The organism is Pseudomonas lopnurensis (genome assembly GCF_015070855.1).
Lineage (GTDB): Bacteria > Pseudomonadota > Gammaproteobacteria > Pseudomonadales > Pseudomonadaceae > Stutzerimonas > Stutzerimonas lopnurensis.
Genome location: NZ_JADDIX010000099.1, coordinates 197224 through 213893, shown reverse-complemented (window position 1 = coordinate 213893; position 16670 = coordinate 197224). Strand labels below are relative to the sequence as shown.

The window sequence follows — 16670 nt, the reverse complement described above, 5'->3', positions numbered from 1 at the left end:
AGTCACCCATGAGCATCAAAGTTGGCATCAACGGCTTCGGCCGCATCGGACGCCTGGCCCTGCGCGCGGCCTGGGACTGGCCGGAGCTGGATTTCGTACGGATCAACGACCCCGCCGGCGATGCGGCGACCCACGCCCATCTGCTGAACTTCGACTCAGTGCATGGCCGCTGGCAGCATGAGGCCGGCGCCGATGGCGACTGTCTGCTGATCGGCGGCCAGCGGGTGAAGGTCACCGCCAACAAGGCGATTGCCGATAGCGACTGGTCCGGCTGCGACGTGGTCATCGAGGCCAGCGGCAAGATGAAGACCGTCGCCGTGCTGCAGGCCTATCTGGAACAGGGCGTGAAGCGCGTGGTGGTCAGCGCGCCGGTGAAGGAGCCGGGGGCGCTCAACGTCGTCATGGGCGTGAACGATGGGCTGTACGACCCGGCCCGGCACCGCATCGTCACCGCCGCGTCCTGCACCACCAACTGCCTGGCGCCAGTGGTGAAGGTGATCCACGAGCACCTCGGCATCCGCCATGGCTCGATCACCACCATCCACGATCTGACCAACACCCAGAGCATCCTCGACCAGCCGCACAAGGACCTGCGCCGTGCGCGGGCTTCGGGCATGAGCCTGATCCCGACCAGCACCGGCTCGGCCACCGCCATCGCGGAAATCTTCCCCGAGCTGCGCGGCAAGCTGAACGGCCATGCCGTGCGCGTGCCACTGGCCAACGCCTCGCTGACCGACTGCGTATTCGAAGTCGAGCGCGCCACCCGCGTGGAGGAGGTGAACCAGTTGTTCAAGGCGGCCGCCGCCGGCGAGCTCGAAGGCATCCTCGGTTACGAGGAGCGACCGCTGGTATCCATCGACTATCGCACCGATCCACGCTCATCGATCATCGATGCCTTGTCGACCATGGTGGTCAATGGCACCCAGGTGAAGCTTTATGCCTGGTACGACAACGAATGGGGCTATGCCAACCGCACGGTGGAGCTGGCGCGCAAGGTGGGACTGGCTGGCTGAGCGGCGCGCCCATCCCCTTGTCCGAACAATCCGGAACCTATCATGCAAGCTCTTGCCCGACTATCCCCCGAGGTGCGCCAGTACCTGATCGTCACCGGTAACTACTGGGCCTTCACGCTGACCGATGGCGCGCTGCGGATGCTGGTCGTGCTGCATTTCCATGCGCTGGGCCATACGCCGCTGCAAATCGCCGCGTTGTTCCTGTTCTACGAAATCTTCGGGGTGATCACCAATCTGGTCGGGGGCTACCTGGGCGCGCGGCTGGGCCTCAACCGGACGATGAACATCGGTCTGGCGCTGCAGGTGGTGGCCTTGCTGATGCTCACGGTGCCCGCCGCCTGGCTGAGCGTGCCCTGGGTCATGGGCGCGCAGGCGCTGTCCGGCATCGCCAAGGACCTGAACAAGATGTCGGCGAAAAGCTCGATCAAGCTGCTGGTCCCCGCTGGCGAACAGGGCAGGTTGTACAGGTGGGTAGCGCTTCTCACCGGCTCGAAGAACGCGCTCAAGGGGGCGGGTTTCTTCCTCGGCGGCGCGCTGCTGGCGACGCTCGGTTTCAGCGGCGCGGTGCTGGCGATGGCCTGCGTGCTGGCGCTGATCTGGCTGGGCAGCCTGGTTCTGCTGAAGAAGGATCTCGGCAAAACCAAGGCCAAGCCCAGGTTCAAGGACATCCTGTCCAAGAGCCGGGCGGTCAATATCCTTTCCGCAGCGCGGCTGTTCCTGTTCGGCGCCCGCGACGTGTGGTTCGTCATTGCCCTGCCGGTGTATCTGAGCTCGGTCTTCGGCTGGAGCTTCTGGATGGTCGGCGGCTTTCTCGCCAGTTGGGTCATCGGCTACGGCATCATCCAGTCGCTCGCACCGGCGATCACCGGCGGGAAGCGCGGCCACGTGCCGGATGGCCGCGCCGCATTCATCTGGGCCGCGATGCTGGCGGTGCTGCCCGCCGCGATCGCCATCGGCCTGGCCGGCGGGTCGTCGCCCGTGCTGATATTGATTGGCGGCCTGCTGTTGTTCGGTGCGCTGTTCGCGGTCAACTCCTCGCTGCACAGCTACCTGATCGTCAGCTATGCCAAGGAAGATGGGGTCTCGCTGGATGTGGGCTTCTACTACATGTCCAACGCGCTGGGCCGGTTGATCGGCACCTTGCTCTCGGGGTGGGTCTTCCAGGCCTGGGGCCTGCAGGCCTGCCTCTGGGTATCGACGGCCTTCGTGGCGCTGGCCGCGCTGATTTCGCTAGGCCTGCCACGGCAGCAGGCCGATGCATAGATCGTGGGGCGCCAATGTTGGGCTTCGCTATTCAGCGCCAACCAGGGGTGTGATCGGGGCGCGCTGAAAAGCCTCTGTAACAGTCGGCGGCGCATGCTACTCGCAACGGACATCCGATCGGCACGGATGCCCACGACGAAGCGAGGGGGTTCTGATGAGCAAGCGATCACTTGAAGACCTGGTCAATAAATCGGAAATCGGCGCTATCCAGCCGCAGGCCCATTGGCGTGATCGGCAACCGGCGGCCAGCTCGAACCGGCCGCCGAATGCCCTGGCTTTGGCCCGACGGGCCGCTCCTGACGTCGCGATCTGTGGTGCGGCAGGTCGATCCGTTTCGGATCGAGTCTGAATTTACATCGCTGCAAAAGGCGCCGCGAAGCGGCGTGCACCGACTGCTTTTTCCAGGGGTGCCCACGGCGCGATGCTTTTGATCTTCTGCGCAGGCCTTCAACCTGCATCGACGCGGGCGCTCGGTATGGTGTGAGCGTCTTGACTGGTGCCCGGAGCGGGGGTCGAACCCGCATACCCTTTCGGATGAGAGATTTTAAGTCTCTTGCGTATACCAATTTCGCCATCCGGGCGTGATGCTTGCGCGCTGCTGATCGGGGAAATCAGCGGCGCAGGACTATAACCAGCCTCCGTGGCCCGCGCAACCAGAACGGCGGTGCCATGCTGGGGGCCTAGCGGTTTTGCCCATCGATCAGCTGTCGGCATCGGCGCCCATATTCCACCAGTTCGGCAGCAGCCGGCGTACCTGCGGACGGCCGAAGCGGTCGTCGATCAGGTGCACGGAGCCTTCGTCGTCCTGGGTGCGGATCACACGCCCCGCGGCCTGTACGACCTTCTGCAAGCCGGGATAGAGATAGGTGTAGTCGTAGCCATGGCCCCGGCCGAACAAGGCTTCGATGCGCGACTTGAACTGCTCGTTGACCGGGTTGACCTGGGGCAGCCCGAGGGTGGCGATGAACGCGCCGATCAGGCGCTGCCCGGGCAGGTCGATGCCTTCGGCGAATGCCCCACCGAGCACGGCGAAGCCGATGCCGCTGCTGTGGCTAGTGAAGCGGGCGAGAAAAGCGGCGCGGGCGTCTTCCTGCATGCCGCGGGTCTGCTCCCAGAACGGGATGTCAGGGTACCGGCTGCACAGCAGGGCGGTGACCTGTTGCAGGTACTCGAAGCTGCTGAAGAAGGCCAGGTAATTGCCGGGGCGTTCACGGTATTGGCGGGCGATCAGCTCGACGATCGGCGCCAGCGATGCCGCACGGTGCTGATAGCGGGTGGAGACGTGGCGGGCCAGGCGAACCCGCAGCTGATCGCTGCGAAAGGGCGACTCGACGTCCAGCCACACGCTCGCCGACGGCAGGCCGAGGGTGTCGGCGTAGAACCGCCGCGGGCTCAGGGTGGCGGAAAACAGCACGCAGGAGCGCGCCAGCGCCAGCCGTGGCGCAAGAAACGGCGCCGGGACGACGTTGCGCAAGGTCAGCCGCGACAGGCTGGTCTTGTTGCGTGAGGGGGTCGGCAGCAGGTTGCAGTCGAATAGCGAGTGCTCACCGAACAGTTCGGCCACGCGGCAGAAGTGCATGGCATCGAAATAGGCGCGCTGCAGCTCCGGATCGAGGCCGCCGGGGTTTTCACCCAGGTAGTCGGTGATGGCGCTGACGGCCTGCTGCAGCGCACCGAGCAGCTTGAGGGGCAGTTCGGGCAGCACCTGGTAGGCCTGCGCCTGATCGCGGTGCAGCTCGTTCCAGCAGCGCTGGATGCGCGCGAGCGGGCTCTTCAGTTGTGCTGGAGATTTGCGCCGTAACCCTTTGAAAATGCGTTGATCGAGCTCCGCGCTATACATGCCGCGGCCGCGATCCAGGAGGTTGTGCGCTTCGTCCACCAGCACGCCGACGCGCCATTCGTTGCTCAGCGTCAGGCCGTGGAGCAGGGCGCCGATGTCGAAGTAGTAGTTGTAGTCGCCCACCACCACGTCGGCCCAGCGCGCCAGCTCCTGGCTGAGGTAGTAGGGACAGACCCGGTGGGAGAGAGCGACGTCGCGTAGCGCCGCCTGGTCCAGCAGCGGATGTTCCAGCGCCGCGGCGCGGGCCGCCGGCAGGCGATCGTAGAAGCCCTTCGCCAACGGGCAGGCCTCGCCATGGCAGGCCTTGTCCGGGTGCTCGCAGGACTTTTCCCGCGCCACCAGTTCCAGCACGCGCAGCGTCGTCGCCCCGTTGCGCTGCAGCGTTTGGAGCGCATCCAGGGCCAGGCGTCGGCCGGAGGTCTTCGCGGCGAGGAAGAACAGCTTGTCCAGCCGTTGGCCCGGAAAGGCCTTGAGCTGCGGGAACAGCGTAGCGAGCGTCTTGCCGATGCCGGTCGGCGCCTGGGCCATCAGCGTGGTGCCGGTACAGGCGGCCTTGTACACCGCCTCGGCCAGTTGACGCTGGCCGCTGCGGAAATCCGCATGGGGGAAGCGCAGTGCGCGCAGCGCCTGGTCGCGCTCGGTGCGGTGCACGAGTTCTTGTTCGGCCCAGTCGACGAAGCGCTGGCACAGGGTCTCGAAGAAATCACGCAGGGCACCGGCGGTGTGGCGTTCGACGAGCAGGGTTTCCTTGTGGCTGGCCACGTCGAAGTACACCAGCGCCAGCTCGATTTCAGCGAGACCGCGCGCCTGGCACAGCAGCCAGCCATACACCCTGGCCTGGGCCCAGTGCAGGTGCCGATGGTTGTCGGGCTGGCGTTCGAGATCGCCGCGAAAGGTCTTGATCTCTTCCAGCCGGTTGCGCTGTGGATCGTAGCCATCGGCACGGCCACGTATCGTCAATTGCCGGTATTGGCCTTCCAACGCGACCTCGCGTTCGTAGCCCGCACCGCGCCGGGCGGTGACCTGTGCGTGGCCGGCGATGCCTTCCTGCGCGGTCGGCGAAGGGGTGAAGCGCAGGTCCAAGTCTCCGGTCTTGGCGGTGAACTCGCAGAGCGCCCGCACCGCCACGCGATAGCTCACTGCGCCGTCTCCGCCCATCGCACGTAGCACACCGCGACGGGCAGACCGTGCCGGTGGGCATAGTCGAGCCAGCGCTTCTGGTTGTCCTGCAGGCGGTCTCCGGGCCCCTTCACCTCGATCATCCGGTAGCGCCGTTCGCTCGGCCAGAGCTGGATCAGGTCCGGCAGGCCGGAGCGATTGCCACAGACATCCGCGAGGATGCGCTGGAACATCAGCTTCAGGTGCGCGGCGGGCAGGCAGTCCAGCGCCTGCTGCAGCAGCTGGTCATCGAGCAGGCCCCAGGCGACGAACGCGTTGTGGATGCCGAACTTCGCCTGAAAGGTGCGCTGAATGCAATCGCGATAATCGTCGCTGTCCAGACAGGCGAGGCAGCGCGCGAACAGCTCGGCACGCCGCTGATGGAAGTCCGGCCGGTTCAGATCCGCCGGCGCCCAGTGGAACGGGTGGAAGAACGCGCCGGGTAGCGGAGCGAAGATCGCCTCCCAGCAGAGCAGGCCGAACAGCGAGCCGACCAGGGCGTTCTCCACGTAGTACAGCGGGGCCTGCGGCGTGGACAAGTGTTCGCGCACGGCTTGCTCGACGCTGGCGGCACGGGGCAGGACGAGGTCGATACGTTCCGGCTCCGTGCGGTGACAGCGGGCCGTCTGCAACCCCAGGGCGCGTTGCAGCCTTGGCAACAGGCGTTCGAGCTGCTGTGTCTCATGCTCGCTTTCCGGGGCCGCCTGGGCCTGCAGCGCCAGTTCCAGCGCAGCCTCGGGCTGGCCGCAGCGCTCCAGCACACGGATGGCCCGTTCCCGGGCAGTGGGATAGCGATTGCAGGCGTGCAGGCGCAAGGCCTCGGGCAGCTCGCCGAGGCGCTCGAACTGCTGGGCGATGCGCAGCAGCAGCTTGCCGCGGCGGCTTTCCAGCCAGTCGTTGGCGTAAGGCTGCCGGGGAATGTCCGCCAGCACCTCGGCAAGGTCGTCACCGGCATCGAAGCGTTCACGGCTGCGCTGCAGTTGGAGATAGGCATCCAGATCGGCGCGGCTTTGGAATGCACGCGATTCGGAGCTGAACGGGACCTGCTCGTAGCGATAGATGCCGAGATCGGCGAGGACGAACTCGGACCAGTCCTGATGGATGTTGCCGAAGAACATCAGGCGCAGGCGTTCGCACAGCGGATCGATGCACAGGGCGAACACCTTGTCGTCGAGCTGTGCGCACCAATCCTCCAGGGGCCGGGCTTCCGAATAATGGGGGCGCAGGTTCTCCAGCAGCTCGGATTTACGCAGGCTGCTCGCTCGGGCAGCTCCGAATATCTGCACAAGCTCGTTCTTTTTCAGCAAACCGAACAGCTGTTCCAGTGAAAGTGCGGGGGCGGGACCGACCCAGCCCTGCTCGATAAGCGCCTGCGCGGCTCGATGGGGGCAGCCTATTTCCCCGTAGAGCAGCTTGCTGGCGCGGAACAGCGCGCCCTTGCGCATGACCATGCGTACCAGCAAGGCGCGCGATGCCTGCGGCAACTGGGGAAAACGGTCGAGGAAGGCGCGCTCGTGCTCGTCCAGCAGATCGCCATGATGCCGACCGACCCAGCTCAGCACCTGCTGGAAGTTCTCGAGGTAGTAGAAGGGGTTTTCCAGAGCCTGGCGCATCACACGTCCGTTGAAAACTCGGGCGTGAAGGCAGCCCGAACGAAGGCTGGCTATTTATACAGTTCGAGCGCGCCTTGGCAATCCCGGTACGATCAACGGAGCGGTAAGGCGGGACAGAATGGGGCCGGATGCGAACCGGCCCCGTATGGGCGGTCAGACGGTGCGCGAGAAACGCCCGCGTTGCTCGCCGCCGAGGTAGGCATCGAAGGCCATGGCGACGTTGCGCATCATCAATTGCCCCTGCGGAAGCAGGATCAGTTGGTCGTCGTGCAGCTCCACCAGGCCGTCGGCGACGTGCTCGTCCAGCTTGGCGAGGGCTTCGGCGAAGTATTCGCGGAAGGCGATGGCGTGCTTGCGCTCGATCTCGGCGTAGTCGATGCGCCCGTGGCACATCAGCGAAACGATCACGTCGCGGCGCAGGCAGTCATCGTCGCTCAGGCGGTAACCGCGCTGTACCGGCAGCAGGCCCTCGTTGAGGCGCGCGTAATACTGCGAAAGCTCCTTGACGTTCTGGCTGTAGCTGTTGGCGACCTTGCCGATGGAGGAAATGCCCAGGCCGATCAGATCGCAATCGGCATGGGTGGAATAACCCTGGAAATTGCGCTGCAGCGTACCGTTGGCGCGGGCCAGGGCCAGCTCGTCGTCGGGCAGCGAGAAGTGGTCCATACCGATGTAGACGTAACCGGCGGCGGTCAGGCGCTTGATCGTCAGCTCCAGCAGTTCCAGCTTACGCTCCGGCGGCGGCATGTCCTCGGGGCGAATCAGTTTCTGCGCGCGGACCAGCTCCGGCAGGTGCGCATAGCTGTAGGCGGCGATGCGGTCCGGGCGAATGTCGATGATCTTGTCCAGCGTGGTGTCGAAGCTGGCCACGGTCTGCAGCGGCAGGCCGTAGATCAGGTCGACGCTGATGGACTTGAACCTCGCCGCGCGCGCCGCCTCGACCAGTTCGCGGGTCTGTTCCTCGGTCTGGATGCGGTTGACTGCGATCTGCACCTGCTCGTCGAAGTCCTGCACGCCGAAGCTCAGGCGGTTGAAACCCAGTTCGCGCAGCGTGTGGATCTGCTGCGGGGTGACGGTGCGTGGGTCGACCTCGAGCGAGAACTCATGGTTGTCGCTGTCATCCATGTTGAAGGCCTGGTGCAGGGTCGCCATCAGGTCGGCCAGCTGTTCGCTGCTGAAGTAGGTCGGGGTGCCCCCGCCCAGGTGCAGCTGGGTCAGCTTGCGCGAACGGTCGAACAGCGCGGCCTGCATGGCGATCTCGCGCTTGAGGTATTCGAGGTACTCGACGGCGCGTTCGGTCTTGTGGGTGATGATCTTGTTGCAGGCGCAGTAGTAGCAGAGGCTCTTGCAGAAGGGGATGTGGATGTACACCGACAGCGGCTTGGGCGGCGTTGCCTCGTTGCTCGCGCGGGCGGCCGCCGTGTAGTCGTCCACCGCGAAGGCCTGGTGGAATTGCGGCGCGGTGGGGTAGGAGGTGTAGCGCGGACCCGGGCGGTCATATTTCTCGACCAGGGCCCGGTCAAAGCTCGGCAGTTGCTCCATGTTTCGGTTCACCTTTCGAATTCGGGAGTCGGGCACGGAACGCGGCATCCCCCTCGGGTATCCGGTTCCGGCGGATCATGGGCACGGATTATCGCCGATTGGCGGCCGTGCGCCGACTGTTTCAGATCAACAATGATGGCCGGATAGATCGCCGGATAGCCGGTGCGGCCGGCCTGGGACGCGGGCGATGAACGGGGCGAGGCGCGGATCGGCCTCGCCCCGTTCGTTCAGAGCTTGAATTGCCCGACCAGGCGGTTCAGTTCCGCCGCCAGGTGAACCAGCTCGTCGCTGATCTGCGAGGTCTGGGTCGCATCCGTCGAGGTGGTATCGGCGATCAGGCTGATGGTGGTGATGTTGCGGTTGATCTCTTCGGCCACGGCGCTCTGCTGTTCGGCCGCCGTGGCGATCTGCGTGTTCATCTCGTTGATGGTGCCGACCTCGTTGGCGATGACGCCGAGGCTCTGCGCGGCCTTCTCCACGCACTGCGAACCCAGGCGGGCACGCTGCTGCGCCGCTTCCATGGCCTGCACCGCGTTGCGCACGCCGCCCTGCAGCTGCTCGATCATGGCCTGGATTTCCTCGGTGGACTTCTGCGTACGCGAGGCCAGGGTGCGGACTTCATCGGCCACGACGGCGAAGCCACGGCCCTGTTCACCGGCGCGGGCCGCTTCGATGGCGGCGTTCAGCGCCAGCAGGTTGGTCTGCTCTGCGATGCCGTTGATCACGCCGAGCACCATGTCGATGTTGGCGCTGTCGTGTTCGACCTGCTGGATGACCTGGGCCGCCTTCTCTATTTCGTGAATCAGTACCTCGATGCCGTCGAGCGCCTCGGTGGCGACTTGCACGCCGGCCCTGGATTCGCTGTCGGCGCCACTGGAAGCTGTAGCGGTCTGGCTGGCATTGCGCGCGACTTCCTGCACCGTAGCGCTCATCTCGTTCATCGCCGAGGCAACCATGTCGGTTTCGCTGCGCTGCTCGTTGACCGCAGTCAGGGTCTTTTCCGCCACCTGCGAAACCCGGTCGGAAACGTCGCTGAGCTGATGGGTGACGCTGGCGACCGCTTCGAGGCTGTGGCGGAACTTGCCGATCATCCGGTTGAAGGCATGGCCCATGGCACCGACTTCGTCCTGGGCACCGACCGCGACGCTGCGGCTGAGGTCCTCGTCCTCGGTCATCGCTTCCATGGTGTGGCGCATGGCGTTGATGCGACGCAGGATCACGTGGCGCACGGTCAGCCCCATCACCACCACGCCGACGATCAACAGCAACAGCTGGATGCCCGCGGTGATCATGATGTTGCGGTCGACCTCGCGATCCAGCGCCTTGAGGTCGTAACTGATGCGCACGGCCCCCATGATGGCGTTTTCCTTCACCTGGTGGCAGGTCAGGCAGTTGGTGCCGCGGTAATCGGTGTGGGCGAGGATCGGGTTGATGACCGTGAGCACACGGCCACCGTCTTGTTCGCTCACTTCCATGATGGCTTCGCCGGACAGGGCGCGACGGTCCAGCGCGTCGCCAGGCGCCTGGTGCTCGTAACCGGGGCCGAAGGCCTTGGTGACTTCGTCACCGCGCACGATACGGGCGTCGATGACGCCCGGGCGGGCCAGGATCTTGTTACGCAGCACGTCGCGCTGGGCCATGGTGCCGGTCAGCATCATGGTATTGATGCTGTCGAAATAGGAGTCGGCGGCATCCTTGGTCTGCTGCTCCACGACCTGCAGCACCAGGCGCTTTTCGGTGCTGGCGGCGATGAACAGCGAGGCGGACATGATCACCACCAACACCAGCACCAGAGCCAGGTTGATCTTGGCCTGTACGGACATTTGTCGAGAAGCGAAGCTGTTGTTCATGTCGGTCCTTAGTACTGCTGCCACGCGGGGATGCCGTTTCGCATCGTTGTTGTAGTTCTGCCTACCAGGGCGCTGACGGCCGCGATGGTATATGGCCATATATCGGCCAAATATCCCTGTTCTTTAAGGGGGTTTCCATTCGCTGATGGTCATGCTCCGGTCGCTGGCGAATGGTGGCAATATGTTATGTGTTTCACGTTTGGTGGGATCGGCTCCGGGTACCCGATCACAACGGAATCCTGCGTTTTACTGACACAGGTCAGTCAATTTCCATAGCGGACGGCGGATCGCCAACAAAGCGCAATGTTCGGCTGTATATGTGCGTAGGTGTGTCACTCGGCTCGGCAGTCATGTTGCTCGCATGCGGCACCCGCACAGCGGCCGCTTTACAGAACGTCAAAGGGGCATTAGCGTTGCCAGCCCCCGGTCCGGTTGCGGCGCTGCGAGCCCTCGGCGGGTGGGCATAGTTTCTGCATTTACCTGCGGTGCTCACTGCGAACCCCTTTGGAAAACGATGGTCGTAGGCTCTACGCCGGTATCGCCGGACGACACCGCAAGGCAGCTACTGTCTGTCCCTGCGGCAGTGCATCGACTGGAACCTTCATTTCAAGGACTCACATGATCAAAAAATGCCTTTTTCCTGCTGCCGGATATGGCACACGTTTTCTTCCCGCAACCAAGGCCATGCCCAAGGAAATGCTGCCGGTGGTGAACAAGCCGCTGATTCAGTACGGGGTCGAAGAGGCATTGGCCGCCGGGTTGACGCAGATCGCCATGGTCACCGGGCGCGGCAAGCGTTCCCTGGAAGACCACTTCGATATCAGCTACGAACTCGAGCACCAGATCCGCAACACCGACAAGGAAAAATACCTGGTAGGCATCCGTCGCCTGATCGACGAATGCAGCTTTTCCTACACCCGCCAGGTGGAAATGAAAGGCCTGGGCCATGCGATCCTCAGTGGCCGTCCGTTGATTGGCGACGAGCCCTTCGCCGTGGTGCTGGCAGATGACCTGTGCATCAACATCGACGGCGATCCGGTGCTGGCGCAGATGGTCAAGCTCTACAATCAGTTCCGCTGCTCGATCGTGGCCATCCAGGAAGTGCCGCCGGAAGAGACCAGCAAATACGGCGTGATCGCCGGCGAGATGATCCGCGACGACATCTTCCGCGTCAGCCACATGGTGGAGAAGCCCAAGCCGGAAGATGCCCCGTCGAACCTGGCGATCATCGGGCGCTACATCCTCACCCCGGACATCTTCGAAATGATCGAGCAGACCGAACCGGGCAAGGGCGGCGAGATCCAGATCACCGATGCGCTGATGAAGCAGGCGAAGGATGGCTGCGTACTGGCCTACAAGTTCAAGGGCCAGCGTTTCGACTGCGGTAGCGCCGAGGGCTACATCGAGGCGACCAACTTCTGCTACGAGAACTTCTACCTCACCGGCAAGGCGTTCTGACCCTCATGGGGCCACCTTCGGGTGGCCCTGTCGTTCAGGGCGCCGGCATGTCCTCGGCGCCCGGGCCAAGTGGCTGGCCGTAGCTGAACTCGACGTAGTTGCCGGCAGGATCGCGCAAGCCGCAGTAGTAACCCACGGGATAGGGCTCGTCGCGTGGCTCCCAGATCAGGCAGCCGTCCTGGCGCGCGCGGGCGGCAATCGCGTCCACCTCTTCGCGATTGGCGAGGGCAAAGCCGAAATGGCTGTAGTCGTCCGCGGCCAAGGCGCGGTCCTTGCCGCCGGGCATGATCACGAAAATGAATTCACGCTCCTTGCCGGGTTCGGCCATCCAGACGATGCGCGAACCCTTGCCGGCGCGTTCGTGAAATACATGCATGCCGCAAAAGCGGGCGTAGAACGCGATGCAGGCATCCAGATCGGGCACATGCAGGGCCAGGTGGGTGAGGGTAGGGCGCATGCAACGCTCCTTCGATGAATCGGGCCGCGGCCCTGGGTTATGCTGTCGATTCTAGAAGGAGACAACATTTCATGGCTTACGACTTCGATCTATTCGTCATCGGCGCGGGTTCCGGCGGCGTGCGTGCCGCGCGCTTCGCGGCGGGTTTCGGCGCACGGGTGGCCGTGGCCGAGAGCCGCTATCTGGGCGGCACCTGTGTCAACGTCGGCTGTGTGCCGAAGAAACTGCTGGTCTACGGCGCGCACTATGCCGAGGACATCGGCCAGGCCCAGGGCTATGGCTGGACGATCGACGGCGCGACCTTCGACTGGAAGACCCTGATCGCCAACAAGGATCGTGAGATCCAGCGCCTAAACGGCATCTACCGCAATCTGCTGGTCGACAGCGGCGTGACGCTCCTGCAGGCCCACGCCCGCCTGGTGGACGCCCATAGCGTCGAAGTGGAGGGCAAGCGCTACAGCGCCGAGCACATTCTCATCGCCACCGGCGGTTGGCCGCAGATACCGGACATCCCGGGGCGCGAGCACGCCATCACCTCCAACGAGGCCTTCTATCTCGAGACGCTGCCGCGCCGCGTGCTGGTGGTCGGCGGTGGCTATATCGCGGTGGAGTTCGCGTCGATTTTCCATGGCTGCGGCGCCGACACCCGGCTGCTGTACCGGGGCGAACTGTTCATGCGCGGCTTCGACGGCTCGCTGCGCGACCACCTGAAGGACGAGATGATCAAGAAGGGCGTCGACCTGCAGTTCAACGCCGATATCGCCCGCATCGACAAGCAGACCGACGGCAGCCTGCTGGCGGTGCTCAAAGACGGGCGGACGCTGGAGGCGGACTGCATCTTCTACGCCACCGGCCGCCGGCCGATGCTCGATGGGCTGGGTCTCGACCAGGCCGGCGTGGCGCTCGACCAGCGCGGCTATATCGCGGTCGACGACGAGTTCCGCACGTCGGTTCCCTCGATTCTCGCCATCGGCGACGTGATCGGCCGCGTGCAGCTGACCCCGATGGCCCTGGCCGAAGGCATGGCCGTGGCCCGGCGGCTGTACAAGCCGGCGGAATATCGCCCGGTGGACTACGCGACCATTCCCACCGCGGTGTTCAGCCTGCCGAACCTGGCCACCGTCGGCCTGACGGAAGAGCAGGCGCGCGAGCAGGGGCACAAGGTCACCATCTTCGAGAGCCGTTTCCGGCCGATGAAACTGACCATGACCGAGAGCCTGGAGCGCAGCCTGATGAAACTGGTGGTCGATGCCGAAACCGACCGCGTACTGGGCTGCCACATGGCCGGCCCGGACGCCGGCGAGATCATGCAGGGGCTGGCGGTGGCGCTGAAGGCGGGCGCCACCAAGCGGGTCTTCGACGATACCCTGGGCATTCATCCGACGGCGGCGGAAGAATTCGTCACCATGCGCACGCCGGCGGCGATCTGACCGGTTCGGTTCGGCGCCGTGCCGGCTGGACACCGCGCCGAACCTTTTCAATCAGTGATGCATGGCATCGGACGTGGGCGCCTCGTCCTCGATGCTCACCTCGGTGGTGACCTCGATACCGCCTTCGAACTGCAGCGTGAGCGGGAAACTCTCACCCGCGACCAGCGGCTGCTTCAGGCCGAACAGCATTACGTGGTTGCCCCCCGGCTTGAATTCCACCTTGGCCGCAGCGGGTACCGCAACCGACTCGACCTGCTGCATCTTCATCATGCCGCCTTCATGCAGATGAGTGTGCAGCTCGGCCTTGTCGGCTCGCGGTGTCTGTGCGGCGATCAGGCGCCGATCCTGCTCGCCGCGATTTTCCAGAGCGAAATAGACGGCGCCGGTCGGTGCGCTGGGCGGCATCGCCCGCGACCAGGCCTGGCTGACGGACAGATCGCTCGCGGATTGATGCGCCGTGGCGTGGTGATCGTGGCCGTGATCCTGCGCGAGGGCATGCAGACAGAACCCGCTCAAGGCGCCGGCGACCAATAAACGAAGCAGCATGGGAAAACTCCGAATCCGGTTGAAGGGCGCACGATATCACGCCGGCTCGGCAGCGATGGGCGACAAATCCATTGCAGATTGGCTATCGATCAGTCGAATCAAGACCTTGCAGAGCTTATGAACACACCCAACATAGCCTATACAATTTAACATAATATAGATTATGCGAAGTATCAGCTCTCGAAGTCGGCAGATTCGGTCTCGCATATGTCATCGACCGTACCCACTCGCTCGCAGTGTTCATCGGGCCGATCGCCCATGAGGCGCTGATGATGCGAAATGCCTCGTGGTGCATTGCGACCACTCAACCACTCAGTTGCTGGCCGATCGGTAGACGCCGCACACGTTTGCCGGTAGCTGCCGCCAAGGCATTCACCACGGCCGGCGCCAGTGGCGCGACCGGGGGCTCGCCGATGCCCGTAGGTGCGGCCGTGGACGGGACGATATGCAGCTCGACCCTGGGCATGTCGGCAATACGCAGCGGCGAATAGTCGTGGAAGTTGGATTGATCCACGTTGCCGTCGGTGAAGGTGATGGCTTCGTTCATCGCTGCGGACAGAGCGAAACCCACGCCGCCTTCGACCTGGGCCAGCACGACGTCGGGGTTGACCACGATGCCGCAATCCACGGCGCAGACGACACGGTCGACGCGATAACGCCCATCGCTCTCTACCGTGACCTCGGCGACCTGCGCCACGAAGGAGCCGAAGGCTTCATGCACCGCGACACCGCGACCGCGTCGTTCACCGTTCTTGCCCGATTCCAGCGGCTGGCTCCAGCCGGCCTTTTCTGCGACCAGTTTCAATACGCCGGCATGACGCGGGTGCGCCTCGAGCATCGCCAGGCGCCAGGCCACCGGATCCTGTCCGGCTGCCTGGGCCAGCTCGTCGATGAAGCATTCGGTGGAGAATGCGGTATGAGTGGAACCCACCGCCCGCCACCATTGCACCGGCACCCCGATATCGCCGGGTGTGTGAAGGTCGACCCGCATGTTGGGTATGGCATAGGGCAGATTCGCCGCGCCCTCCACCGAGGTGGCATCGATACCGTTCTGGATCGCGCCCTCGAATGGTGAACCGGCGGCGACGGACTGGCCGACCAGACGGTGCTGCCAGGCGACCAGTTGCCCCTGCGCATCCAGGCCGGCCCGCAGGCGATGATGGAACATGGGCCGGTAATTGCCGCCCTGCATATCATCCTCACGCAGCCACACCAGCTTCACCGGCGCGCGGCCGTCGATGGCCTTGACGATGTGCGCGGTTTCCAGGATGTAATCGCCCCCCTTGCTGGCACGACGACCGAAGCTGCCGCCGGCATAGAGGGTATGGATACGCACCTGCTCGGGTTCGAGGCCGAACAGCTCGGCCAGCACCGCCTGGTCGTGGGTTTGCATCTGCGCCCCGAACCAGGTGTCGCACCCCTCCCCGTTGAGCCTGATCACGCAGTTCATCGGCTCCATGGCCGCATGCGCGAGGTAGGGAAAATCGTATTCGGCCTCCAGGGTGCGCGCGGCGCTGCCAAGCGCTGCCTCGCTGTCGCCCTCCTCGCGGGCGACGTTGCCAGGCGTTTCGGCCAACGCGCGGAACTGCTCGAACGCCCGCGCCGAGCTCAGCCGGAGCGCTGCGCTTTCATTCCACTCGACACGCAGGGCGTCACGCCCACGCTTGGCAGTCCAGGTATCGCGGGCAAGCACTGCAACGCCGGTGGGAATCGCCACCACCTCGACCACCCCGTCGATGGCGAGCGCCGGTTCGGCGTCGTAGGATGCCACCATCGCGCCGAACCGCGGCGGGTGCGCGACGACGGCGGTCAGCATGTCGGGCAGATGGATATCCTGGGTGTAGATCGCGCTGCCGTTGGTCTTTTCCGCCGAGTCCTTGCGCGCGAGGCGCTGGCCGATCAGCTTGAAGTCGCTCGGTTTCTTGAGCCTCACCTGTTCCGGCACCGGCTGCTCGGCGGCGGCGCGGGCCAGTTCGCCGAAACTCGCCTGCCGGCCCGATGCCGTGTGGCGGAGCACCCCCTCCGCGACCGTGATCGAGTCTGCGGGAACCTGCCAACGCTGCACCGCCGCGGCCACCAGCATCGCCCGGGCCGCAGCGCCTGCCTGGCGCAGCTGTTCCCAGGAATTGGCGATGGCGCTGCTGCCTCCGGTGCCCTGCATGGGACCCCAGTTCAGGTTGTTGTAGCGACTGGCGTCGGCGGGTGCGCTTTCGACCCGCACCTGCGACCAGTCCGCATCCAGCTCCTCGGCGACGATGGTGGCGAGGCCCGTATAGGTCCCCTGCCCCATTTCCAGGTGCTTGGCGATCACGGTGACCGCGTTGTCCTCGCCGATCCGTAGAAAGGCGTTGGGTTCGAACGTAGCGGCCGGCGCCTCCCGCTTCGCCGCATTCTGCGCGAAGGACCAGGGGAAATAGATCGCCAGCGTCAGGCCCGCCGCGCCCTTGAGAAAACGACGCCGGCTGTGGTTCTCGATGGGGCGAGTCATGTCTTCACCTCG

11 protein-coding genes, 1 tRNA gene and 1 pseudogene are annotated in these 16670 nt (G+C 64.7%); 4 read left to right on the top strand and 9 right to left on the bottom strand.

The genetic code is table 11. From position 1 onward, the window contains the following. Positions 1 to 8 precede the first annotated feature (8 nt). On the top strand, positions 9 to 1013 hold the full coding sequence (locus IN820_RS21780) for an ArsJ-associated glyceraldehyde-3-phosphate dehydrogenase (protein WP_193682976.1): 1005 nt from the start codon (positions 9 to 11) through the stop codon (positions 1011 to 1013). 42 nt (positions 1014 to 1055) lie between these two features. Then, complete coding sequence (gene arsJ / locus IN820_RS21775) at positions 1056 to 2276, top strand: organoarsenical effux MFS transporter ArsJ (protein WP_193682975.1); 1221 nt, start codon at positions 1056 to 1058, stop codon at positions 2274 to 2276. A gap of 494 nt (positions 2277 to 2770) precedes the next feature. Here the strand turns inward: arsJ and IN820_RS21770 are convergent. The 6 genes and pseudogenes from IN820_RS21770 to IN820_RS23100 all read right to left on the bottom strand — a co-directional run. Then, positions 2771 to 2857 (bottom strand) — tRNA-Leu (locus IN820_RS21770). Between the two features lie 119 nt (positions 2858 to 2976). Further along, positions 2977 to 5256 (bottom strand): helicase C-terminal domain-containing protein, encoded by a 2280-nt coding sequence (locus IN820_RS21765; RefSeq protein ID WP_193682974.1) that lies wholly within the window; start codon positions 5254 to 5256, stop codon positions 2977 to 2979. Continuing rightward, entirely contained in the window at positions 5253 to 6887 is a 1635-nt protein-coding gene (locus IN820_RS21760; RefSeq protein WP_193682973.1) for a VRR-NUC domain-containing protein, read from the bottom strand. Before IN820_RS21760 ends, IN820_RS21765 begins: the two co-directional genes overlap by 4 nt. A gap of 153 nt (positions 6888 to 7040) precedes the next feature. Further along, positions 7041 to 8429, bottom strand: a complete 1389-nt coding sequence (gene hemN, locus IN820_RS21755; protein WP_193682972.1) for an oxygen-independent coproporphyrinogen III oxidase — start codon at positions 8427 to 8429, stop codon at positions 7041 to 7043. Positions 8430 to 8656: 227 nt separating this feature from the next. Then, on the bottom strand, positions 8657 to 9385 hold the full coding sequence (locus IN820_RS23105) for a methyl-accepting chemotaxis protein (protein WP_408005260.1): 729 nt from the start codon (positions 9383 to 9385) through the stop codon (positions 8657 to 8659). Positions 9386 to 9520: 135 nt separating this feature from the next. Continuing rightward, positions 9521 to 9670 (bottom strand): annotated as a pseudogene (locus IN820_RS23100) (HAMP domain-containing protein); the annotation flags it as partial. Between the two features lie 1227 nt (positions 9671 to 10897). Between IN820_RS23100 and galU the strand changes: the two are divergent. Beyond that, a complete protein-coding gene (gene galU / locus IN820_RS21745) occupies positions 10898 to 11737 on the top strand; it encodes a UTP--glucose-1-phosphate uridylyltransferase GalU (protein ID WP_193682970.1) in 840 nt (279 codons plus the stop codon). Positions 11738 to 11771: 34 nt separating this feature from the next. Here galU and IN820_RS21740 read toward each other — a convergent pair whose 3' ends face one another. Further along, complete coding sequence (locus tag IN820_RS21740; protein ID WP_193682969.1) at positions 11772 to 12194, bottom strand: VOC family protein; 423 nt, start codon at positions 12192 to 12194, stop codon at positions 11772 to 11774. A 71-nt stretch (positions 12195 to 12265) separates the two neighbouring features. Here IN820_RS21740 and gorA point away from each other — a divergent pair, with 71 nt between their 5' ends. Further along, entirely contained in the window at positions 12266 to 13624 is a 1359-nt protein-coding gene (gorA, locus tag IN820_RS21735) for a glutathione-disulfide reductase (RefSeq protein ID WP_193682968.1), read from the top strand. Between the two features lie 51 nt (positions 13625 to 13675). Here the strand turns inward: gorA and IN820_RS21730 are convergent, their stop codons facing one another. After that, entirely contained in the window at positions 13676 to 14170 is a 495-nt protein-coding gene (locus IN820_RS21730) for a copper chaperone PCu(A)C (RefSeq protein ID WP_193682967.1), read from the bottom strand. A 304-nt stretch (positions 14171 to 14474) separates the two neighbouring features. Beyond that, the gene (locus tag IN820_RS21725) at positions 14475 to 16658 is read right to left on the bottom strand and encodes a xanthine dehydrogenase family protein molybdopterin-binding subunit (RefSeq protein WP_193682966.1); all 2184 of its coding nucleotides are present in this window, start codon (positions 16656 to 16658) and stop codon (positions 14475 to 14477) included. Positions 16659 to 16670 lie beyond the last annotated feature (12 nt).